The sequence below is a fragment of the Paenibacillus sp. FSL R7-0179 genome, from assembly GCF_038002265.1.
GTDB lineage: Bacteria > Bacillota > Bacilli > Paenibacillales > Paenibacillaceae > Paenibacillus_AQ.
Genome location: NZ_JBBOCC010000002.1, coordinates 220,649 through 243,767 on the forward strand (window position 1 = coordinate 220,649; position 23,119 = coordinate 243,767).

At 53.4% G+C, this 23,119-nt stretch carries 17 protein-coding genes; 10 read left to right on the plus strand and 7 right to left on the minus strand.

The genetic code is table 11. From position 1 onward, the window contains the following. Window positions 1-95 precede the first annotated feature (95 nt). From MKX63_RS17740 to MKX63_RS17755, 4 genes are all read left to right on the plus strand, one after another. Window positions 96-1,667 carry an extracellular solute-binding protein gene (locus MKX63_RS17740; protein ID WP_341018947.1) on the plus strand — a complete coding sequence of 524 codons (1,572 nt, stop codon included), beginning with the start codon at window positions 96-98 and terminating at the stop codon, window positions 1,665-1,667. Between the two features lie 78 nt (window positions 1,668-1,745). Continuing rightward, a complete protein-coding gene (locus MKX63_RS17745; RefSeq protein WP_076157105.1) occupies window positions 1,746-2,654 on the plus strand; it encodes an ABC transporter permease in 909 nt (302 codons plus the stop codon). Between the two features lie 24 nt (window positions 2,655-2,678). Further along, complete coding sequence (locus MKX63_RS17750; RefSeq protein ID WP_341018948.1) at window positions 2,679-3,548, plus strand: carbohydrate ABC transporter permease; 870 nt, start codon at window positions 2,679-2,681, stop codon at window positions 3,546-3,548. Window positions 3,549-3,581: 33 nt separating this feature from the next. Then, entirely contained in the window at window positions 3,582-5,801 is a 2,220-nt protein-coding gene (locus MKX63_RS17755) for an alginate lyase family protein (protein WP_341018950.1), read from the plus strand. Between the two features lie 48 nt (window positions 5,802-5,849). Here MKX63_RS17755 and MKX63_RS17760 read toward each other — a convergent pair whose 3' ends face one another. From MKX63_RS17760 to MKX63_RS17780, 5 genes are all read right to left on the minus strand, one after another. After that, window positions 5,850-6,641 carry a (2Fe-2S)-binding protein gene (locus tag MKX63_RS17760; protein WP_341018951.1) on the minus strand — a complete coding sequence of 264 codons (792 nt, stop codon included), beginning with the start codon at window positions 6,639-6,641 and terminating at the stop codon, window positions 5,850-5,852. Beyond that, on the minus strand, window positions 6,638-7,645 hold the full coding sequence (locus tag MKX63_RS17765; RefSeq protein WP_341018952.1) for an iron-siderophore ABC transporter substrate-binding protein: 1,008 nt from the start codon (window positions 7,643-7,645) through the stop codon (window positions 6,638-6,640). Before MKX63_RS17765 ends, MKX63_RS17760 begins: the two co-directional genes overlap by 4 nt. 81 nt (window positions 7,646-7,726) lie before the next feature. Next, a complete protein-coding gene (locus MKX63_RS17770; RefSeq protein ID WP_341018954.1) occupies window positions 7,727-9,364 on the minus strand; it encodes an AraC family transcriptional regulator in 1,638 nt (545 codons plus the stop codon). Window positions 9,365-9,403: 39 nt separating this feature from the next. Then, window positions 9,404-10,429 (minus strand): helix-turn-helix transcriptional regulator, encoded by a 1,026-nt coding sequence (locus tag MKX63_RS17775; protein ID WP_341018955.1) that lies wholly within the window; start codon window positions 10,427-10,429, stop codon window positions 9,404-9,406. A gap of 114 nt (window positions 10,430-10,543) precedes the next feature. Further along, the gene (locus tag MKX63_RS17780; protein ID WP_341018957.1) at window positions 10,544-11,320 is read right to left on the minus strand and encodes a polysaccharide deacetylase family protein; all 777 of its coding nucleotides are present in this window, start codon (window positions 11,318-11,320) and stop codon (window positions 10,544-10,546) included. 192 nt (window positions 11,321-11,512) lie between these two features. Here MKX63_RS17780 and MKX63_RS17785 point away from each other — a divergent pair, with 192 nt between their 5' ends. Both MKX63_RS17785 and MKX63_RS17790 read left to right on the plus strand, forming a co-directional pair. Beyond that, window positions 11,513-12,922: a deoxyguanosinetriphosphate triphosphohydrolase family protein gene (locus tag MKX63_RS17785; RefSeq protein WP_341018959.1), complete on the plus strand. Its 1,410-nt coding sequence runs from the start codon at window positions 11,513-11,515 to the stop codon at window positions 12,920-12,922. Window positions 12,923-13,123: 201 nt separating this feature from the next. Beyond that, entirely contained in the window at window positions 13,124-14,908 is a 1,785-nt protein-coding gene (locus MKX63_RS17790; RefSeq protein ID WP_341018961.1) for a methyl-accepting chemotaxis protein, read from the plus strand. A 703-nt stretch (window positions 14,909-15,611) separates the two neighbouring features. Here MKX63_RS17790 and MKX63_RS17795 read toward each other — a convergent pair. Then, complete coding sequence (locus MKX63_RS17795) at window positions 15,612-16,568, minus strand: D-2-hydroxyacid dehydrogenase (protein WP_341018963.1); 957 nt, start codon at window positions 16,566-16,568, stop codon at window positions 15,612-15,614. A gap of 90 nt (window positions 16,569-16,658) precedes the next feature. Between MKX63_RS17795 and thpR the strand changes: the two genes are divergently transcribed. Both thpR and MKX63_RS17805 read left to right on the plus strand, forming a co-directional pair. Further along, window positions 16,659-17,264, plus strand: coding sequence for an RNA 2',3'-cyclic phosphodiesterase (gene thpR, locus MKX63_RS17800; RefSeq protein WP_341018967.1), 606 nt, complete (start codon window positions 16,659-16,661; stop codon window positions 17,262-17,264). A gap of 83 nt (window positions 17,265-17,347) precedes the next feature. Continuing rightward, window positions 17,348-18,250 carry a cell wall hydrolase gene (locus MKX63_RS17805; RefSeq protein ID WP_341018969.1) on the plus strand — a complete coding sequence of 301 codons (903 nt, stop codon included), beginning with the start codon at window positions 17,348-17,350 and terminating at the stop codon, window positions 18,248-18,250. A 185-nt stretch (window positions 18,251-18,435) separates the two neighbouring features. Here the strand turns inward: MKX63_RS17805 and MKX63_RS17810 are convergent, their stop codons facing one another. Continuing rightward, complete coding sequence (locus MKX63_RS17810) at window positions 18,436-19,632, minus strand: MGDG synthase family glycosyltransferase (protein ID WP_341018971.1); 1,197 nt, start codon at window positions 19,630-19,632, stop codon at window positions 18,436-18,438. A 298-nt stretch (window positions 19,633-19,930) separates the two neighbouring features. Here MKX63_RS17810 and MKX63_RS17815 point away from each other — a divergent pair, with 298 nt between their 5' ends. Together MKX63_RS17815 and MKX63_RS17820 are read left to right on the plus strand one after the other, a co-directional pair. Beyond that, window positions 19,931-20,506, plus strand: a complete 576-nt coding sequence (locus tag MKX63_RS17815) for a TetR/AcrR family transcriptional regulator (RefSeq protein WP_341018973.1) — start codon at window positions 19,931-19,933, stop codon at window positions 20,504-20,506. Between the two features lie 234 nt (window positions 20,507-20,740). Next, window positions 20,741-23,095, plus strand: a complete 2,355-nt coding sequence (locus MKX63_RS17820) for a YhgE/Pip domain-containing protein (RefSeq protein WP_341018975.1) — start codon at window positions 20,741-20,743, stop codon at window positions 23,093-23,095. The last annotated feature ends 24 nt before the right edge of the window (window positions 23,096-23,119 follow it).

A 23,119-nucleotide genomic window follows, 5' to 3' on the forward strand; every position in this document is an offset into this window, starting at 1 on the left:
TGGAATCCGGCATGTTCTTAAGCTCCGGCGTCTTCTATAATCCAAAGTGTAAGCACGATGTAAACGCAATCAATACAAGCAAATGGGGGATGACAATGAATATTACAAAAAAGCTTGTACCGCTTGTAGCTTCAGCGGCGTTGATGGTAACTACACTGGCGGGCTGCGCCGGAGATAAGAATTCAGCCGCAGGCAGCACGGCAGCGCCGGAAGGCAGTACACCAAGCGGTGCGGCCAGCAAGCCGGCCAGCATTAAAGCGATGACGATTCTCTTCGGCAACCCGCCGGAGATGACGAACAACAAAGCGCTGGAGGATCTGGAGAAGCGCGGCAATGTCGATCTGAACGTTACTTTTGTACCCTCTGAGGCTTATACGGATAAATTGTCTGTGGCGGTATCCGCCGGAGATTCCTATGACCTGCTGCTGATGGACGGCGGCAAGGATGACAAGTTCAACAACCTGGTCAAGATGGGCGCCTTCCATGATCTGACCCCTTATATTGAGAAGACCAAAAATATCAGCCAGATTGATGAGGTGGTCTGGAACGGTGCCAAGATTGACGGCAAATCCTACGGGATTCCCCGGCCGCGCGGCCTCTACGGCGGTGGTGAAGCGAACATCCTGATCCGCAAGGACTGGCTGGACAAATATAGTCTGCCTGTTCCGAAGACCATCGATGAGCTGACGAATGCGCTGAAGGTCTTCAAGGAGAAGGACCCGGCCGGCGGCGGCAAAACCATTCCGTTCACGATCTACGGCTCAGATGGTGTGAACAGCCCTGGACCATTCTCCGGTGTTCAACCCATTCAGTATGCCTTCGGCATTCCAAATGTGTGGAAGCTGGACGGAGACAAGGTGGTCCGTGATTTCCAGACCCCGGAATACAAGGCATTCCTGGAGTGGCTGAGAGATTCGTGGAGCAAGGGACTGATCGACAAGGATGCGCCGGTGCTGAAGAACCAGGGACAGGCGCGGAGTAAGTTCCTGGCCGGTACTGCGGGTGCTTTTGTCGGGAATGTCAGTGATATTGTGGAGACCAACGTGGAGAAGCTGAAGCAGACAGACCCGAAGGCCGAAATCGCGATTGTCGATGTGCTTGAAGGCGCGAACGGACAGAAGGGCGCTTCTGTACTCTCCGGGTACTACGGACTGTGGGCGGTTCCAAGCTCCGTGCCGGAGGATAAGGTGCAGCAGATTGTAGACTTCCTGGATTTCACCGCCTCCGAAGAGAATGTCGCATTCTCCAAAGCGGGAGTTACAGGCATTCATTCCAGTGAATTCAAGGATGGGATGGCCGTGCAGACCGAGGAGCAGAAGAAGCAGTATGAGCTGGATAAGCCGAACAACTTCATCCTGGAGAACCGCGCAGATCCTTATGTATACGCCAACTCCAAGGAGCCGGACATCCTGGCGCTGCAAAAGGCGACTCTGGATACGATCAGCAAAATCGGAGTGGAGAATCCGTTCCTCAGCTACAACTCACAGTATGCCAGCAAGAATCCGGACAGCTATAAGAAAATGAGTGCGGTAATGACGAAGTATGTGCTGGGCGAGGGAGCCTGGGAGGATGTGCAGAAGGAAATTGATGCCTGGACGGAGGGTCCGGGGGTGCAGATCACCAAGGAATTGCAGGACCAGTATAACGCAGAGCATTCCGCGAAGTAATACAACAACACTATACACAGAGGCAAAGGAGGGGGCTTTCCCCTTTCTTTTGCCCATTTGGATAAGGAGGTTTAGCCTGTGCAGAGAGCTTTACGACCCAAACGGTTTCATCAGCTATGGCCCTTTTACTTACTGGCAGCACCGGGTATTCTCTACTTTCTCACCTTTCATTACATCCCGATGACAGGACTCATTCTGGCCTTCAAGGAATACAGCCCGTTCAAGGGCATGATGGACAGTCCCTGGGTGGGGCTGGATAATTTCAGACAGTTTTTCGGGACCTCCGATTTCTATATGTTGCTGAAAAATACGCTGCTGATCAGTCTGCTGAATCTGATCATTTATTTTCCCTTCACGATCTTCCTGTCGCTGCTTCTGAATGAAGTGCGGCTCAAGGTGTTCAAGCGTGTCTCGCAGACCATCGTATATCTGCCCCATTTTCTCTCCTGGGTCGTGATTTACGGGATTACGATTTCCTTCTTCGGTCCTTCGGGCGTCATTAACCATTACCTCGGCCAGTGGTTCGACGGCAGCGCCAATTTCCTGGTCAGCAATGAATGGTTCCGGCCGCTGGTCATCTTCCAGTCCATCTGGAAGGATGCGGGCTGGGGCACGATTATCTTCCTGGCGGCACTGGCGGGGATTAACCCTGAGCAGTATGAAGCAGCCAAGGTGGATGGAGCAAGCCGGTTGCAGAGCATCTGGCATATCACCCTCCCCGGCATCAAAGGGACTATCGTGATTCTGCTGCTGCTCCGTCTGGGCTCCTCCATGGACTCCAACTTCATGCAGATCTTCCTGATGACCAATAGCCTTAACCTCGATGTCTCCAATGTCTTCGATCTGTTCGTCTACCACGTCGGTCTGGAGCAATTCAATTACAGCTTCGCGATTACCGTAGGCATGTTCAAATCCGTTGCCAGTCTGATCCTGGTCCTCGGGGCCAATTATGCGGCGAAGCTGCTGGGTGAGGAAGGCATATTCTAGAACTAGAACAGGAGTGGAGAGGTTATGAAGCTTAAGGCAACCTGGTTTGATACCATTATTGTAGTCATAATTTGCTTAATCAGCTTGCTGGTTATTCTGCCTTTTCTATATATTATTGCGGTCTCGTTCAGTCCGCCGGGAGATTCGATGGCCGGGAATTTCTTCATCTGGCCCAAGCACTGGACACTGGACGCCTACAGCTATCTGCTGAATGCGAACACGTTCCTGACCTCCGTCAAGAACTCTGTAATTATCACGGCGATGGGCACGGTGCTCAGCCTGTTTGTCTCGATTACACTGGCTTATGCCCTGTCGAAGAAATTTCTGCCCGGACGCCGGATCATGCTGCTGGTTATTTTCTTCACGATGATTTTTCACGGGGGCATGATTCCGAACTATCTGGTCGTCAAAAATCTGGGTCTGATCGACTCCTACTGGGCGGTAGTGCTTCCGGCAGCCTCCAGTGCCTTCAATATCATGGTCATCCGCTCGTTCTTCCAGAGCCTGCCTGAGAGTCTGGATGAAGCGGCAAGAATTGACGGGGCCGGAGAATTCCGGATTCTCTACTCGATCGTGCTGCCGCTGTCCAAGCCGATTATCGCCACGTTCACTCTGTTCTTCATGGTGCAGTTCTGGAACGAGTTCTTCTCGGCGGTTATCTATCTGAATGATACGACGCGCTGGCCGATTCAACCGCTCCTGCGGCAGATGGTAGCGATCAGCGCCTCCAATATCTCGGCAGAGGCAGCGGTGGATGCCTCGCTTGCGGCTAACCTTGGACCCAATGTCCAGAATGCGGCCATTCTGCTGGCGATGCTGCCTATCGTCATAGTGTACCCGTTCCTGCAGAAGTATTTTGCCAAGGGTGCCATGCTTGGTTCGATTAAGGAATAGACTCAGGCGGAGAGATCCGCGAATATAAAGGTGATGATAGAATTGAATATGGGGTATAAGGATCTGCGGCACAATCCCGCATATACGAAGCCGCAGCTGGCTGCCGGGGAGTTCTTAAGAACAATGCTGGACTTGACCAGACCGGAGCTTGCCGGTGTAGCTGCGAAGCTGGACGCTGGCGATGTCCCCGGTGCACGGGATGCTTATTTAGAAGTCATTGCAGCGGGTAACAACTGGAGATATTACTTTGAGGTGAAGGATGTTCCTGGGCTTACGGCGTACGCTGCCAGCCATTATAGCGGAGAGGAGGAGGCGCAGCAGGATATTGCCGAGGCGGACCGGATTGTAGAGGGGGATATCCCCCTGTTCAAAGGGAAAAGAGTGGTCTTCCGGCAAGGAAGGTATGACTGGAACAGCTGGCTGTTCGACAGCTCGCAGTATCAGCTGCATCTGACCCGGTTCGTCTATGTGAAGCGCCTGTCCAGGGCCTACGCCCTGACCGGGGATGACAAATACGCCAAATGCTTCAATGATATGATCAGCCATTTCATTGACGATAACCCTATGCCGGTGGATGGTACCTTCCGGGCAGAGCATTCGACCTGGGACCCCCTCTCGGCCGGTGTGCGGATGTTCATGCTGCCGGAAGCGTTCATTACCTTCTTCGGCTCCCCGGCCTTTAGGGCTGAGGTGAAGCTGAAGCTGATTCAGTCCTTCCAGCAGCATGGGGAATATGTGCGCAAATACCATGCCGGCGGCGGCAACCATGTCTGCATGCAGCTCCGGGGGCTGACTCAGACGGCGCTGCTTCTGCCGGAGCTGAAGGATTCCGCCGCATGGCTGGAATACGCCGGACGCAAGCTGCCGGGATACATCCTTGAGAACGTCTACCCCGACGGGGTACAGTTCGAGGGCAGCCCGAATTACCACCTGATCGTCATGCGCGAGCTGTATGAACTGGTGGTTCTCTACCAGAAGCTCGGCATCGATGCCGGAGAATACCGGGAGACGCTGGAGAAAATGTATGTCGTCACGATGCATCTGCTGGCACCGGACGGGCAACTGGTCAAGTTCGGCGATACCGATGTTCAGGTCGTCAGTGAGCTGAGGGGTGTCATGAGCCTGGGCGCTTATCTGTACCAGCGGGGGGACTTCAAGGCATTGGGCCATGAGCGGCTGCCGTTCTCCCTGCTGTGGAGAGTGGGGCCGGAGGCTGCGGCGGAGTATGATCAGCTGAAGGCCGTGGAGCCCGCGGAGACAGCAGCCTGCTTCCCGGCAGGCGGTTATGTGACCTCGCGCCAGGGCTGGAGCCCTAACGATATGTACATGGCGATGCGGGCAGGCGTCGGGATCGGCGGGCATGCGCATTCCGATGCGCTTAGCCTGGTGCTCTACGCCGGAGGACGCGAGCTGCTGGCGGATTCGGGCATGGGCTTGTTCGAGTGGAACAAGGAACGTAAATATATAGTCTCGACCCGCGCCCATAACACTGTAGTTGTTGACGGGCAGGACCAGCATGTCCGCAGCTTCCACTGGAATACGCCGCCTACAGCCAGCTGCAGAATCTGGGATATGCAATTTAATGAGGTCTATGATTATGCTTTTGCAAGCCAGTACGGATATACCCGGTACGAAGATCCGGTGGTTCACTCCCGTAAGGTGCTGTTCGTCAAGAACAGCTATTGGCTGATCGTGGACCTGTTCGAAGCAGAAGGGCAGCACCGTTATGAGCAGTACTTCCACCTGCCGCCGGGTACAGCAGCCTGCGACTCTCTCAGCGGGGAAGTGGTCTCTCAGCTGGAGGGGGCCAATCTGCTGCTGAAGCCGCTCCCCTCCGGGCTGGCTGAGGACCGGCTGACGCTGGAGCAGGGCTTGATCTTCAAGCAGGGCCACTACAGCGGGAATCCGGTAATGAAGCGTTCCCTTACCTTGACGGGGAGCGAGGCTATCGTTACCCTGGCTGTTCCGTTCGGGGCAGCAAAGCCGCAGGTGAGCGCAGAACGGCTGCCGGTACGGCAGCATGGGGAATTACTCTCCGTGCAGGAGGCCACCGCGCTGCGTATTGTGATGGAGGACCGGGTGGATGATATCTGCCTTTACCATAAGAGCATTGATGTCACCAGCTACCTTGACCATACCGGCAATATTATCTCCGAGGCGCTGCTGCCCCGTAAGAGGGAGCCGGAGGGCATCATGTTTGCCGGAGGCAGCTATAACCGGGATGTTATTGTCAATATGGGTCCTAGAGAATAGCAGAACAGAACAAAGCAACGCCCCTCCCGAACCGGTGAGGGGCGTTGCTTATTCATCTAATATACGCCCTCGCTCTTCCGGGGATAGCTTGGGGCAAGTGCTGCAATACTCTCCGGCATCAGGCCCAATCCTGATCCGGTAGGCCAGGCAGCAATGCTTGCGAAGATATAATGAATGGCCACGCAGCTTCGGATGCTCATACCGCCGGAACCGCATGGATAATTCATCCGGCTTCTCCGGCTGAAGCAGGGTAGTATAATCCTTGCCTATGATCCGGCCCCGGTCCTCAGAGTCCCAGAGTCCCTTGTCCGTATGCAGCCGTCCATACAGGTTATGCAAATTATGCGCAATCAGCGACCACATGACTTTCTCCTGAGCTCCCGTATACCCTGATACAGACTGGAGCACCTGCCGTAAATGTGCCAGCAGGCGATCCATATAATCGGCAAGGCAGGCTTGACGGACTTCCGAAGAGTTAGCAGGCCATTTGTCCGTGGCGGCCCTTTCTGCTTCATAATGCATCATTCCTGCATCCGTCAGTCTGAACCGTAAAGCGCCGGGCAGCAGAGAGAGCGGGGTATCGAAGAGTGTGATGGAGGCGGCCAGTCCCATGATCAACACCGAGTACCTTTTGGCAAACAAAGCTCCTACTACAATTCCTGGAGGCTGCCCAAGCTGAAGTGATTGCTGCCCGATAATGAGCGGAAGCTTCGCTTCGTCCAATAGATCCTCTGTACTGAACGGAAAAGAAGTACTCCGTTTCTCCGCGACAGTCACGGCAAAATGCTGCTGCATGAAAGCTTGTCTCCACTGGCTGCCAAAAGGTACAACGCCACTCATTGCTCTAGCCATGCCATGATTTCATCAATAATTTCACCCCGGCCGATCACTCCCCAGCCCTTGAAGAGCCAGAAGGAATCGGTCTCATGAACCTTTCCTCCCTGTACGGCAGGGATGTTCTTCCAGAGCGGGCTGGCCTGCATGCTGTTCAGGAAATCGCGGGCATTGGAATCGACCTCAAGGACGATAAAGTCTGCTCCCAGCTCCGGTATTTTCTCCAAGGATAAATCTGCTCTTTGGTCTTCCGGCGTAAGTGCGGCAGGTTCGAACCCGAGATCCTGGTAGAGTAATGCATTGGTTGGATGACCTTGCTGTGCGTACACTTGGAGTGTCTTCTCCCGTACACGGAGGTAGGCGAGTTTTTTGTTGTCCAGCGCTTTGATTTTCCCGCTGGCCTGGACCGTTTTCTGTTCCAGTTCAGCAATTTTTTCCTTCGCCAGGTCCGTCTTGTCGTACATCTCCGCAATGGTTAGCAGATCCTTGGTCCAAAAGGAAGTATCGTCTCCATAATCAAGCCATTCATTTCCAAGAACGATGGTAGGGGCGATTTTGTTCAGTTGCTCATACGAATTCTCGGCCGTCCTGCTCTCAATAAGAATCACATCCGGATCAAGCAAGGTAATGGCCTCAAGGTTGGGATTATCTGCCGAACCTACGGTTTGTACACCCTGCAGCTTGTCAGCCAGATAGGGAAGATACTCTCCTCCGTACCGGACCTCGGTGTTTACACCGGAGGGCTTCTCTCCGATAGTCAACAGATGATCTATGTACTCTGCTGTGAGAACAACGATTTTTTCGATTTTGGCCGGAATCACAGCTTCTCCCTTAAGGTGGGTAATTGTGCGTGTGCCCGGTTCCGCAGCTCCCTGACCGCTGGTTTGGGAGGCGGAGGGACGCGGTTCTTCAGAAGCCGGTTGTGGTTGTCCTGCTCCATTGCTGCACGCAGCCAGTATCAGCAGCAGCACGGCAAGGAGCAGGAACTGGAGGGATTTCATTCGCTTCATTTATTTCTAGTCTCCTTTGTGCAATAGATAATAATAATCATTATCATTATGATAGGAGAACGATCCATACTTTTCAATGGATTATAACCCTGTGTTGGCGTGGATAATTCTATCGGCCGGTCTGCTAATCCGGGATGCAACATACGACATGGCCCACTTTCTGCCTGAGGGTCCGAGTGTTTTGAACAACAGATCTCCGGCATCGAATACCCGGGACTGCTTCACTGCATCCAGTGAAGACCATTCTCTGGACGAGAGCAGGGCTTCCAGCCGTTGTCTCGATTCAAGGGTAGGGTCCGCAGCCAAAAAGATGGTTCCCGGATTATACCGGGGAAGCTCATGAATCTCGAAATCCACTGCTCCCGTCTGCTCAAGGGTTGAGGAGGGAGGACGCAGTCCAAGATCCTGGTATAGCAGAGTTCCTGTCTGATTGGAGGCGCCGTACAAGCGGTAGAATTCAGAGCTGACTCTGATAAAAGAAACGGTGGGCAGCACATCCTGTGCCTCCAGCTGTGATCTAAGGAGGTGCTTCTGCTCTGCGTAGCGGTTCATCCAGTCGTCAGCCTGCTGCTCTCTGCCCAGAATACGGGACAACCTTGACAACTGCTGCTCCACATTATCGGTATGCATAAGAACAACCGTCGGTGCGATGGACTCCAGGACCTCGCCTGGTAACAGGCGGTCGCTCCCAATAATCAGATCAGGCTTCACCCGTGCCAGCTCTTCATAATTCAACCGGGAACCGTTCAGGCGGACTATGTCCTGCTCCAGTATACCGGAGTGGGGGAGGCTGTAATTTCTTGACACCCGCTCCCGGTAAGACAGCGCAGCCACTGGCGCCAGTCCAAGTGTCATCAGGTAATCATCCAGACCATAGTAGAGAACAGCAATACGGATATGATTATTTTTGAGGTAGCTGGCCGGTGCCACGCCTTCCGATTTTTTGAACACCCGGCTAAAATAATGCTCGTCCTTATAGCCCACTTCCTTGGCGATCTGCTTGACCCGTTCAGAAGAGAACAACAGTTGCTTGGCCCTTTTTATCCGCTCCTCCATTAAATAAGTCATAGGAGTCTTTTGTGTAAGCTGCTTGAACGCTCTGATAAAATGATTGGTGCTTAAGCCCGCCATTAGAGCCAGTTGCCCGACTTTAAGCTCTTGGTTGTAGTTGTTCTTCATGTGGGCAAGCACAATGTCCATCCCTACAGCCTTGTCCTGCACAATACGCTTACTTGGTTGAAGGAGCATCGCGAGCAGCAGCTGCAGCCGGTATTTGGCGTGCATCATATCCTCCGGGTCACGGGTACGGTGAAAGGAGGTCATGTGGCGGGTGATCTCTGCAGCCTGTGGATGGCCGGAAGCTTCAAGCTTCCCGCTAATTGGAAATTCCGGAGGGTGGAGCTGCTGTTGCCTGCGATTTGTACGAAGCTGGATACAGGAGAAGAAAATGATCATATAATGCAGCGGTTCTGTCGTCAGCGCTTTGCCTTCCACCGAAGTTTCGGGCAATAACAAAAAGAAATCTCCTTTATTCGCCGTAAGCGTCCTCCCATTTAGGATAATCTGCCCTTTACCTGCTGTAACATAACACAAGGCATGGCGGTGAAGGACCCTGCGGGGCAAAGACTCCCCTTGTGCAAATCTTCCGTAATAGCTGTGTATGCTTGAAAAAAACAAGCGCTCCGGCCTGAATGCTGCCTGCGGTATTGTGGATAACATGCGTACCTCCTCGTTCGGCCGGAAAAATAGCAGATCTTTTCAAGTCTCGTAAATAATATCTCCCGTCTCACTCAGGTCATAGCTGTGAATCGAGCTTAGCTCACTGCGGAACGCCTCCGAGCGCAGAATATCCAGAATGGCATTAATCCAGGCTTCATTCTCCGGCTTCTTCACCATGACCAGATCGTAGCGCTCGCGGATCAGCGGAATGAAGTCGATGCCTTCAATGATTTTGGCTGCTTTCTCGGTGCCGATGCCCACATCCGCTCCGCCTCTCGCCACCAGACTGGCTACTGCCAGATGACTGTTCTCTTCATTAGTATATCCATTCAAACCTGATGACGGAATTCCATGCAGGCGCAGTTGTTCATCCAGCAGCACCCGGGCGCCGGAGCCGCGTTCACGGTTAATCAGCGTCACTCCGTCCTGCCGGAGGTCACCCCAATTGCGGATGCCCAGCGGATTACCCTTCTGCACATAGAAGCCTGCGCTGCGTGTCAGCAGATGCACCACTATATAGGAGAAGCCTACGAGCAGCTTGCGGATATAAGGCAGGTTATATTCACCGCTGTCGCCGTCCAGCAGATGGGTGCTTACAATATCGGATTCACCCTGATACATGGCTATGAGGCTGTCCAGACTGCCCGCATAGGAACGGAGCGGACGGGTGGACGGCAGGGTCCGCTCCAGATGGGTCGCCAGAATATCAAGTGACATATCCTGGCCGGTAATGACTACATTTATACTGCTGCTCTTCATGCTGTGCGGCGGCGGGGAGGCGAAGGCCTGATAAGGCGCGGCGAACGGCGGCCCCGTCTGCTGCGATGGCTGGGCCTGCGGCAGTGCAGCTTCGGTTAGTCCGCCCCCGGGCAGCGGATTTGCATAGGCCCCGCTGTTGCGGGAATTCTGCTTGTACTTCTCCAGATCGGAGAGGTCCACGCGCATTTGCTTGCCGACGCGGTAAGAGGGCAGCTCGCCCTTTTTGATCAGATCATAGACCTTGAGCTTGGAGATTTTGAGCAGCCGGGCGATTTCCTCGGTTGTATAGGAAGTATTCTCGGTCATATATTAACCCTCCTGGGGGATGGACTGGCAGATTCACAAATAGCCATATTAGCATAGCCTTATTATGCTCAAGCCTACCTTATTTTGAGAACCTGTGCAATCCGGGGAAGGCCTCTAATAGGTCATATGCCGGTCCGTCTTCGCCTGCTGCACATCGGATAACTCAATCAGCTCCGACACGGTCACGAACCGGAAGCCCTGCTTCTTCAGCTCAGGCAGAATGATCTTCAGCGCTTCCTTCGTCTGTGACGGCCCGTGGACATGGTCGTGGAACAGGACAATATCCCCGCTCTTGGCATTGCGGATCACCCGGCTTGAGATGTTCCAGACGCCGGGGCGGTTCCAGTCGCGGGTGTCCTGATGCCAGGACCACAGTACGGGCTTCAGGCCCATGCTGTTGGACACATCGATCAGGGTCTCGTCGTACATTCCGCCCGGCGGTCTGAACAGGCTGCTGTGCCTGCCGGATATCTTCATAATTTCCTGCTCCGTCAGCGCGAGCTCCTCCTGAATCTGCTTCCCGGAGATCGGCCTTTTGAAATAGACATGGTTATAGGTATGGTTCGCCAGCTCGTGTCCTTCATTAATTACGCGTCTGGCGACATCGGGATAGGCAGCGATCCGCTTGCCAATCGCAAAAAACGTACATTTCGCATCATACTCATGCAGCACCTCCAGAATGCCGTCTGTCTCCAGGGGGTCCGGTCCGTCATCGAAGGTCAGGGCAATCACCTTCTGGCTGGTGCGAACTTCCCAGATCATATCGCCGCGCTCCTCATAGTAATAGCGGTTTTTTGCCTTGCCCGGACTGCCCAGGACCAGCCCGGAAGGGCTATGCATCAGCGCCAGCGCTGCAAGAACTGCGGCGGTTATTCGGGTTGCTGTTCTCATAGCTCTCAGATTCACTCCACACTTGTTTTTATAAGCGGTTCCTGCTGCTTAAGTCTTAGAATGCTCTATCCCCCTTGGTTGCTATGCATTTATAGCAGCCCGCAGGGTGATTTGCATTTTAGAGTGAAAGTTCCGGCGGAAATGACTTATAATAAGTTACTAAATACAGATCAAGGAATAGGGGCAGCGGAGATGACACTGATTGAACAAAGAGAGCATAGACAATATCCCGAAATCACGAAGCTGGAGACCTCCAGAGCCGCATATGAACGCGACTATTCGCGTCTGATCCATTCGCCGACCTTCCGGCGGCTGCAGGGCAAATCCCAGGTATTCGGAGCCGGAACCGGGGATTACTACCGGACGCGCCTGACCCACTCGCTGGAGGTGGCGCAGATTGCCCGTGAAGCGGCCAAGAGTCTGCTGCGTTCTTACCCGGAAGTAGAGACAGGAGCTGCGGACAATCCGGGCCTGGTCATTGATCCCGAGGTGGTGGAATGTGCGGCCATCGCCCATGACTTCGGACATCCCCCGTTCGGGCATAAGGGAGAAGAGGTGCTGGACAACCTGCTGGAGAAGCTGGTGACCCGCAAGACGGTGGAGGCGGTAGCCAAGTCCGGGGCAGGGCCCGTTCAGCAGCAGACGATTCATGAGAGTATGAAGCGCAAATATGAGCATTTTGAAGGCAACGCCCACAACTTCCGCCTGATTATGTTCCTGGAGAAGCGCGAGAATATCGACGGCCTGAACCTCTCGGACGCGGTGCTGCTGGGCATTAACAAATATCCTTTTCCCGGGACAGTGCTGAAGAAGGGCATGTATCTGCACGAATGGGAGTATATCCACGAGATCCGCACCCAGTGGGGAATTCCGGCAGGCAAAAAAACGCTGGAAGCGCAGCTGATGGACCTGTGTGACGATATTGCTTATTCGGCGCATGATCTGGAGGACGGTATCAAAGCCGGGAAGATTGAGGTGCATGAGCATTTCATGCATGACGACTATATCCAGCGGCTGATTGTCGAAAAAATCACCACGCTTGAGGATGCCTTCTGGTCCGGCTGGAACAAGTCCGCGATCCGCTTCAAGGTGGAGGAGGTGCTGAGCTCGTTCCTGCGGGTCTGGAAGGAGAAGATGCCGACCTGTGAGAATGACTACTCCCGCACCCGCCGTGAAGTTAAGGCCTATTGGGTCAGTACCTTTGTCGCCAGCCTCGGCGTGATCGGGGACGGGGACTGGAAGAAGGTTACCTTCATTAAGGAAGGCAAGGAGGATGAGGACATGCTGCGGACCGTCAGTGTGCTCAAAAGCTTCGCCTGGGTAACGATGATCCGCGATTTGCGCGTACAGCGTCTGCAGAAACGGAGCGAGTGGATACTGCGGCGGCTGTGGGAGGCGTTCCTTGATCCCGAGACATCCCGGAGCATTATCCCTTCCGACTGGCTGCAGCGGTTCGAGAAGGACCAGAAGTCAGCCAGACCGATCTGGACCTGGGAGCATATGGTGACCGATTATATTGCCGGAATGACCGACGCTTTTGCCGAGAAAATCTACAACGAGCTGTACGGGCTGAAGGTCGGCTCGATATACGATCTGGATTAGACCTATATAGTGGAACCTTTACCTGTCCGCTGCCTGGGCTGGCAGGTAAAACCTTACATCGAAAGAAACATATAAATTTTTAGCCGCCTGCTGCCGACATAGTACATATAACCTATTTTTTTTTGCTTTTTTTATGAAAACGAATGTAAACAGATGGAAATCGGTGGGATCATCCAGATTATTTCAAGGGGGCACACAAGTGTGGGCATAGGTCAGCGACTGAAGGATTTGTTAGGAAAAGGGAGGAAGGGAGCAGGCAAGAAGCAGCAGGCGAAGCTGTCCAGCGGCGGAAAAAGCATTGGCTTCAAAATCGCATCCGGTTATGCGGCTCTGGCTGTATTCGTTCTGATCAGCGGCGGGGTGTCGCTCTATCAAATGAACGGCATGCAGAATAATACCGGGAAGATCATTAATCACATCATCCCCGAGTTGAATAAAATTCATAATGTCAATTACCTCACAGAGCATGTTATGGCACTCAGCCTGCAGCATATTCTGAGCACTGACAACGCAGACAAAAACGCCCTTGCGGAAGAACGGTCGGAATTCATCCGTAAAGTATCGGATACCTTTAAGGAATATAAAGCCAATCTGAAAGGAGATCAGGAGCTGAAGCAATTACAGTCGCTTGTCGGGAAATGGGGCGAGTTCCTGACGGTCAACAATCAGGCGATCCTGCTCAGCAGCTCCAATGACGAGAAATTAGCTCTGGAGGTATCGCAGAAGGGAATTGACGCTTTTAATTCCATGCAGGTGGATCTGGATGCGCTGGTAGCACACAGTCACAAGGATGCTGAGAATGAGGGTGAAATCTCTGCGAAAATTTTCAACACCTCCGTGACGTTAAGTATTGTGACTGTGCTGGCTGCGCTTCTGGTGATCGGCTTGACGAACACGGTTATCCGCAAAACCATTATCAATCCGCTTAAAAGGGTAACTGCACAACTGCAGCAGATCTCCAGCGGGGATCTGACGGCGGAAGAGACGCTGATCCGCAACAAGGACGAGATTGGCCTGCTCGCCAAGACCGTAAATGAAACGAACCGCACGCTGCTCGAAATGGTCAGCCAGATCCGAAATGTATCCACTATTATTTCGGAGCAGGGCGATGAGCTGATGCATCGTATTGCCGATACAAAGGAAGGCAGCAGCCAGATCGCGCTGACGATGGAGGAGCTGGCCACAGCCTCCGGGAGCCAGGCCGAAGCAGCGGTGGATGCCTCCAAGGCGGTGGAGGAGCTTAACACATTAATTGAGAATTTTGCCGGCAGAGGCACGGATCTCTCCAATCATTCCGAGCAGGTACGGCAAAAGGGTGAGAAGGGCCGGGCGCTCATGGAAAGCTCCGTGGCGCAGATGAACGAGATTGCCGCTGCGGTCTCGCAGTCTATGGACACCGTAGAAGAGCTGAACCGCAAGAATGAAGGCATCTTCCATCTGGTGGGGGCCATCCGCAGCATCTCGGAGCAGACACATCTGCTGGCGATCAATGCCGCCATTGAAGCCGCACGGGCCGGTGACAGCGGACGCGGCTTCGCTGTTGTCGCACAGGAAGTACGGAAGCTGTCAGAGGATGTGCAGCGGACGGTCTCGGAGATTACAGAGATTACGCAGGGCATCCAGCTCGACTCCAGAACCATGGTGGAGCAGTTGCGCGGCGGAGTAGCCAAGACGGAGCAAGGCAGCCGGCAGATTGTCGAGACTGGTGACGCGCTTGCCGAGATCAACGGCTCGGTCCGCATGATGGCGGTGACCATCGACGAGATGGGCCAGGACCTGCAGCAAATGACTGGTGCCAGCGAGACTATGAACGAGTTCAGCCAGCATATCTCGGCACTCTCCCAGGAATCCGCGGCAGGTGTCGAAGAGACCTCTGCTTCTGCACATGAGCAGCTCAGCTCAACCACCGCTGTAGCTAACGGCATCGCGGAGCTGAAGCTGCTGCTTACGGAGCTTCGGGAGTCGGTGACCCGCTTTAAGGTGTGAGGGGGATAGATTGAAGCGGTAAAATTTCGGGGATTAGGGATACGCCGTGACTGCAGAGAAAGTTTGGTCTTCCGGCCGCTGTTGTTCCCGGATTTCTTGGATTGAACCGCAGCAGCGAAATCTGGGAACAAAGGCGGACGCTGTCGCTCCTACAGTTCCAAACTTCTCTTCCGCCACTGCTCCCTAATGAGGAAATTTCAAGTTCAATCTATTTAGGGATGGAAGTATATAAAGAGCCTCTGCTTAGTTCAGCAGAGGCTCTTTATTATGCGTGAATTCGTGAATCGCCGAATCATTGAATGAACTGAATCGCTGAATTGCTGAAATTAGTTGAAAGAGTTGAACGAGCTGAGCATTTATCGACATGTGGTGCTGATGCTGGTGTTGGTGCTAGTGCTGGTGCTGGTGCTAATGAGTCCGCTTGGAATCCTGCACAATTTGCAACATTTACCTGATCAATATGAGGTGAATGAGAGATTGTTGCACAAATGTCAGCAATTCTTCTCCAGTTGGCAGATGAGGGAGACAATTCCTGCATTTCATGCAACATTCCGCTCGAATAGCCTAAATTGGCGATACCCGAGTTGCAATATGTGCAACATTTGGCGGCAGGGGAACGTTAAAACTCTAAAATGTGAGCCAACGCGCCAAGACACAGCCCGCCAGCGCACCAGTCCGGCAGCGCCCCCTCCGCGGAACCAGCCTAATACTGACGGCTATAGTCCACCAGATTGCGCGAAGGCTTGCCGGTATCCAGGTAGGCTTTCATGTTCTGCACGAAGATATAGACTACCCGGTCGGCATAGCGGTCGGTTACCCCGGCACAGTGAGGGGTGATGATGACCTGCTCCATGTCCCATAGCGGGTGGTCCTCCGGCAGCGGTTCGGTCTCGAAGACATCCAGGCCCGCTCCGGCCAGCTGGCCGCTGTTCAGTGCAGCGATCAGGTCATCCGTATGAGTGGTCACGCCGCGGCCAATATTAATATAGTATGCCCCCTGCTTGCAGGCGGAGAAGATTTCAGCATCGAACAGGCCGTGGGTTTCGTCGGTGAGCGGCAGCGTGTTGACCACGAAGTCCGCTTCGCGGACGGAGTCCTTCAGCTCCCCGGTAGTGAAGATCTCGTCAAAGCACTCCACCGGCCGGCCGGAGCGGCTGACCCCGATTGTCTTCATCCGGAAGGCTTGGGCGATTCTGGCGGTCTCGCTGCCGATCGCACCCGTTCCGGCGATGACGATCGTCTTACCGGTCAGCTCGCTCTCCTGCCCGTCCGAGTGCCAGCGGCGGTTCTGCTGATTACGGATGGCCGTATGCATATTACGTGTGAACATCAGCATGAAGCTGAGGATGACGGCAGTAATCGGTTCCGCATGCACGCCGCTGGCGTTCGTCAGCTGAATTTCGCGTTCCTCCAGGGCTTCCAGCGGAAGCTTCTCTACTCCGGCGGACCAGGCTTGTACCCAGCGGAGCGGTGAGCCCTGGCGCAGCACGGTGTCACGGATGCCTTTGCCCCAGCCGATAATAATCTCTGCGCCGGAGAGCAGCTCCAGATCAGGGTTTCTGGAATCCCCCAGGGTAAGTGTGTACTCTGGTGCAGCGGCGCGGATCAGCTCCTGCTGAGCAGAGGAGAGCGGCTGCATACAAACGATGGATTTAGTCATGATGGTTCCCTCCTGTTCTACATTTCAGTAGAGAAATGGACGATAAGTATAGATAAGCATAACAAATCTGCCTGGAAAGGTGAAATTCGCATGAACCATTGGGACCCGGAGCAAGAAGCAGAGCGCCTGTTCGTTGCGGTGCCGTTGCCTGATAGGCTGCTTGAATATTTGAAGAATGAGTCTGCCCATGTGTCGTCCGGACTTAAATTTGCGAGATGGACACATTTCAAAGATTTCCATATTACGCTTCAATTTCTTGGAGATACCCCCAGGGAATCTATTCCAGCTCTCTATGAGGCACTATGGAAGGTAGCGCGCTCAAGTAAAGGCTTTCAATTGAAGCTCGGTGAATGGGGCACCTTCGGTCTTCCGGACTCGCCAAGAGTGCTCTGGGCGGGGGTTTCCGGCGAATTGGAGCCGCTCTTGGAGCTGCAGCAAAAGGTGGTTTCAGCGACCCTTCCCCTAGGATATACTCCAGAGATGCGAACGTACAATCCCCATTTGACTGTGGCCCGCAAATATCGCGGAGAAGATCCGTTTACGCTTACGCGGCTGGAAAATTTACGGACGGAGAAGCAGCCTTCGGACCAATTACTTCCAGACATAGGCTGGACGGTAGATGCTTTTGTGGTGTATGCTACCAGGATGCATGCCATTCCTATGTATGAAATGACTGAAAAATTTACATTTTTCTAACTATAAAATCGACAAGAAAGTTTTCAAAGCTTCCATTTTCGGTTACATACAATAGGAATGTGCCGTAAAATAGGAGGTAAAACATGTTGATTTTCAAACAGAGCCGCTATATTGCGCTGCTGGTTGGTGTAATCCTAGTGTCTTTCTCAGCGATAAGTTTGATGAACCCCGAAGGAACTGCTGCTACCGGGGAGAATGTAATAGAAATGGGTAAGCTGAAGTCTGCAAGCCATCAACCGGTAGAGCAGCTTATTCCGCAAGCCGCATCCGTCCTGCACAGGACAAGCCATTCAGCCGACAATAATACACCCATGCTCTACACCACAGCTGCCAAGCCGGTCCATACCTGGACCCGCACGGTAAGTGCAGGATGGATAAGTCCCGAGAAGCTGCAGCACAAGAATGCGGCTAAGCCGGCTTCCATTGTGACTAAGCCTAAGGTAACTGTGGTGAAAGCATCGCCGCCAGTGGCGCAAGCGCCCAAAATCGCGGCAACGGGGACGAAGAGTGTGAAATCAAGCAAGACTGTAACTCAGCAACATCCCCCCGCAACATTGTTCTTCTCCCGGACCAAGCTACTACCCAAGGAGCAGCAAGCTGAAGCTACCTGGAGCTACGCCGTATCCGGAGAAGACCTGCATCTGCTGCAAAAAATCGTCATGGCAGAGGCAGAAGGCGAACCGTACAAGGGCAAGGTGGCAGTTGCCAACGTTGTTCTAAACCGGCTGCGGTCAGCCAATTTTCCCGACACTATCAGAGAAGTCATCTATCAGAAAAGGCAGTTCAGTCCTGTGGCCAACGGGCGTCTTAAACGCGTGAAGCCAAATGCGGACAGTATTAAGGCTGTGAACGCAGCGCTTATGGGGGTCAAAGAAGTTACGGATGATACGTATTTTTTCCTGTCGCTGACGCTGGCACAGGACCTTACCGTGCATCATTCACGGACACTTGCCAAGACCATCGGCAATCATACCTTTTATAAATAAAAGACCCGCTGAATTTCAGACGCTATACGTCTATTCTGTTACGGCCATATGGTGTTAACGGCTGAAGCAGGCATACCCGGGGATATCGCTGGCTGCTATATCTTGTCAGCTCCGCACAAAGAGCCTCCAAATCCAAGCGTACTGTTGGATTGGAGGCTCTTTACAGTTCGGGGAGGGTCACCCGCTTAAGGGGTGACATAGACGGCTTCTTCTCCCCGTACCTTGGGCGGAGGGGCGCTCCACGCCTCGGAGAAGACGGCTTCCGCAGCTGGCTTGCCCAGCATCTTAAGAATGGTGGCGGCGCAGTGCTGCGGCTGCTGGAGGTCCGGAGAGGTCTTGCGCTTCTTCGGTCCTCCGAATCCGGCATATTCGCTCAGGAGCATGGAGAACCATTTGTCCACGACGCCCGGCTCCAGCATCTCGGCCAGCCCCAGCTCGACGAAATACTGGCTGTTCTTCTCTTCCTGACCGGGGATGGCGTTGTAGAACAGCATCGGAATACCCTTGGCCTGACCCTCGGTGCAGGTCATTCCGCCGGGCTTCGTGATCAGCAGATCTGAGGCATCCATGAGCTTGTTGATCTCGCTGCTGTAACCGAGAATCCTTACGTTGGGATGGTTCAGCAGGGGATTGGATTGCATTTTGGCTATAGCCTTGTCGTTGCTGCCCATACAGAAAATAAGCTGAATCTCATCGATCCGGGCGGTGAGCGAGTTCATTATATCCTTGCCGAACATCAGGCCCCAGCCGCCGCCCATAATAAGCGCAGTCGGGATATCAGCAAGCCCCAGCTCTTTGCGCAGCTTGGTCTTGCCCTGGGACTCCCAGAATTTCGGATGCACGGGAATCCCGGTCACCGTCACCAGCTCGGAGGGTACGCCGCGTCCTGTAAGAATGGATTTGACCCTTGAGGTCGATACCAGATACCGGTTGGCTTCCGCATTCACCCAGCTACCGTGGGCATCATAATCGGTAATCAGCGTATAGAACGGCACATCAAGACCCTGGCGCTTCAATCTGGAGATGACCGCAGCAGGAATCGGATGAGTGCAGATAATCAGATCCGGCCGCAGCTGCTCAATGACCTGAGAGGCATGGGTATAAAAAATCCGGTGAAGGGCCAGCTTGGTCAACCGGTTCAGTGATTTATGATATTGGGTCTTATACATCATGCCGACCAGCTTCGGCTGGCTGCTGACAGTTTTGCGGTAAGCGGAAAGAATCCAAGGAGCGACCGTAGGATTCAGGAATTTTCCGAGCTCGAAGACCCGGCACTGAACATCAGGGTTCAGCAGTCGTATTCCTTCAGCCAGAGCATAGGCTGCCCCTGTATGGCCCGTGCCGAAGCCTTCCGAAAACAGCAGTACTCTTTTCTTTCGCATAAGTTCACCTGCAACTTTCCATTATAGGTAGGTTTGTTAGATAGCTTCATAAGTCCGTCTGCGGTTACTCGTGTACATGCTTCTCCTAATATTATACTAGGGATTTTGCTTCTTTTCTCACATTATACAAATAAGACGTAAATAGAAAGTTAAAACACTGCAATAAAATAAAAAAAATTAGCAAAAGTATTGCAAAGACATAGGCAAAGTGATAAAGTTGGTCTTGACCGAGTGACCGGATTAGTAAATTGGTCAGAACGGGAGTTATAGACGATCCTTCAGGAAAGGGAGTGTATGAATGGCTGTGGTAGATCGAAGGCAGCAGGTGCTTCAGGCGGCGACGAAGTCTTTTTCATTATTCGGGTATAAAGCAACAACGATGGATCAGGTCGCCAAGATTGCCAATGTCGGCAAAGGGACGATTTACACCTTTTTTACGAACAAGGAACAGTTATTTGATGAAATCCTGCGCGATGTCATCATCGAGATGAAAATGATCGCCGAGCGGGAGATTAGGCGTGATAAGCCGTTTTTTGATAACCTGCACCGTGTGCTGGATGCCCTGCTGGAATTTCGAAGCGAACACGAGCTATTCATCAAGCTGTCCCAGGAGAGTCTGGACTTCGGAACACCGCAGGCTGGTGAAGGGCTCGACAAGATCGAGAGTGTGGTGCTTGAATATCTGGAACGGGAGGTGGAGCAGGCCATTCATCAAGGGGAAATCAAACCCTGCGATCCCCAGATTGTGTCGGTGGTAATGTTCAGGCTATATATCGCGCTTACTGCTGAACTGAGCAAGGTACATGTGCCGCTGACCAAAGAACAGATTAAGCATTACTTTCATCTGTTTTTGGCAGAGGGGCTGTCACAGTAGAAGTTAAGTCCGGTATAGGGATGGCGTTTCGCACTGCTGCGCTTTCCCTGATTGGAATGGATGGGCTGAGACGGATGGTACTGAATTAGGATAGACCCATTTTTTTTTGCTCTTGATTGACCGAATGGGGAAAACAGTCATCCAGTGTTACTGTAACATTCACGAAACTATCATTTCAAAGCAAGTCATCGTATTTTTCAAGAGAGAGCATATGATCATAAGGAGAGAACCAGAATGAAATCTTTATCCGTGTTTATGAAGGATCTTGGTGCGGTATTCAAGAATCCCAAGATGCGTATTTCCATGTTCGCCATTCTATTTATTCCTGTTCTGTACAGCGGATTGTTCCTGAAGGCATTCTGGGACCCTTACGGTAAAATGAACGAGCTTCCGGTAGCGGTTGTCAACCAGGATAAGGGTGCTGATTATGAAGGCACTAAGCTGACCGCCGGAGAGGATCTGGTCACGGAGCTGAAGAAGACGGACGGGTTCAAATGGAATTTCGTCAGCCGGGAGACGGCGGAAGCCGGTCTTAAGGACAATACCTATTATATGGCGATTGTGGTGCCGGAAGACTTCTCGGCCAAGGCAACTACACTGCTGGATGCAGATCCGCAGCCGGCCAAGATTATCTACGAGCCGAATGAAGGCTACAACTTCCTGGCAGGCCAGATCGGCGGCACGGCAGTGAAGGATATCAAGAGCAAGGTATCCGCCAAGATTACGGAAGCTTATACCAGTTCTGTGTTTGATAAAATCACCAAAATTGCAGACGGTCTGGGCGAGGCCGGAGACGGTGCAACCAAGATCGCAGACGGCGCCACCAAGCTGGATGACGGCGCTCTGAAGCTGAAGGACAATCTGGTTGTCCTGACCGAAGGCACCGGCAAGCTGCTGGATGGTGTAGCGCCGCTTACCCAGGGCGTGAGTGATCTTAATAACGGAGCAGCCGCACTCAAAACCGGTACCAGCACGCTGGCCGGAGGTCTGCAGCAGTTATCCGCAGCGCATAAGCAGCTGCAGGAGGGTGTGACGCAGTCGGCAGCGGGCAGCAAGCAGCTGAATGCCGGGCTGCAGAAGACGGCAGCCGGAACAGCTTCGCTGCAGGCTGGAACACAGTCGGCTGTAGCCGGCACCGAGAAGCTGCAGACTGGTACGAAGGCGGTTGTCGACGGCAGCGCGAAGCTTGCGGCCGGATTAACTTCCTCCGCCGAGGGCAGTGCTAAGCTTGAAGCCGGACTTACGGCTTCGAAGGACGGCAGTGCCAAGACAGCAGCCGGAGCCAAGGCTGTAGCAGATGGCCTGCAGGCGCTGGCGAAGTCAAATCCTCAGCTGGCAGCAAGCCCTGAGGTACAGAAGCTGCTTGCAGCAAGCGCAGCAGTAGCTGCGGGCACGGCGCAGCTGGATCAGGGTCAACAGCAGCTCCTGAACGGGGCGGCGGCCTTGAACAGCGGCCAGGAGCAGCTGCTGCAGGGAGCGAATCAGCTGCACAGCGGTACACAGCAGCTGGATGCAGGTGTAGGCCAGCTGCATGACGGAGCGCAGAAGCTCTACGCAGGCAGCACTCAGCTGCTGGATGGCCAGAATCAGCTGGCCGCCGGAGCAGCCGCACTGGAGAACGGCGGCGTGAAGCTGACCGCAGGCATGAAGCAGTTCGGCGCGAAGCTGGACGAAGCTGCAGCGGGCGGCGTGAAGCTGGCAGACGGCGGCAAAGCGCTGGAAGCGGGCACCACGAAGCTGTTGGCTGGAGCAGGCAAGCTGGGCAGCGGTCTTAGCTCGGTAGCCGATGGCTCGAAGAAGCTGAGTGACGGAGCAGGGCAGCTGAAGGATGGCCTGGATGAGCTGAAGACAGGCTCCGGTGAGCTGGCAAGCAAGCTGGGCGATGCGGCAGCGCAGACCAAATCGGTGAACAAGACCGACGGACTGGTATCGATGTTCGCCCAGCCGGTACAGATTGAAGAAGTGAAGGTGAACAAGGTGCCTAACTACGGTACAGGGTTCGCTCCTTACTTCCTGTCCCTCGGATTGTTCGTGGGTGCACTGATCTGTACGATTGTTATCCCTATGCGTGATTCCGAAGTCATTGGAGCCAGCCGGTTCAACCGGTTCATGAGCCGTACCCTTACGTTCTCCATGATGAGTGTGCTTCAGGCACTGCTGGCTGTCCTGATTGTCTTGTATGGTCTCGGACTTGAAGTACAGAACGGACCCTTGTTCTACGCGTTCTCGTTCATTACCAGCTTGGCCTTCATGTGGATGATTCAAGCTATTGTTACTTGGCTGGATCAGCCGGGCCGCTTTGTAGTCATTCTGATTCTGATCTTCCAGCTGACTACAAGCGCAGGAACCTTCCCGCTGGAGCTGATTCCTAACTGGATGAAGATATTCAATCCGCTGCTGCCGATGACTTACAGTGTCAAAGGCTTCAAGGCAGTAATCTCTACTGGGGACTTTGGCTCCATGTGGGCTGATGCAGGAACACTTGGTGCTTATGGAATAATATTCCTGGCTCTTACCTTCACCTACTTCATGACCCGTGACCGCGGCAATGAAGCTGTGCTGAAAAGTGAACAAGTTTTGACTGTATAAAGCAGCAATATTCTTTGTAAATCA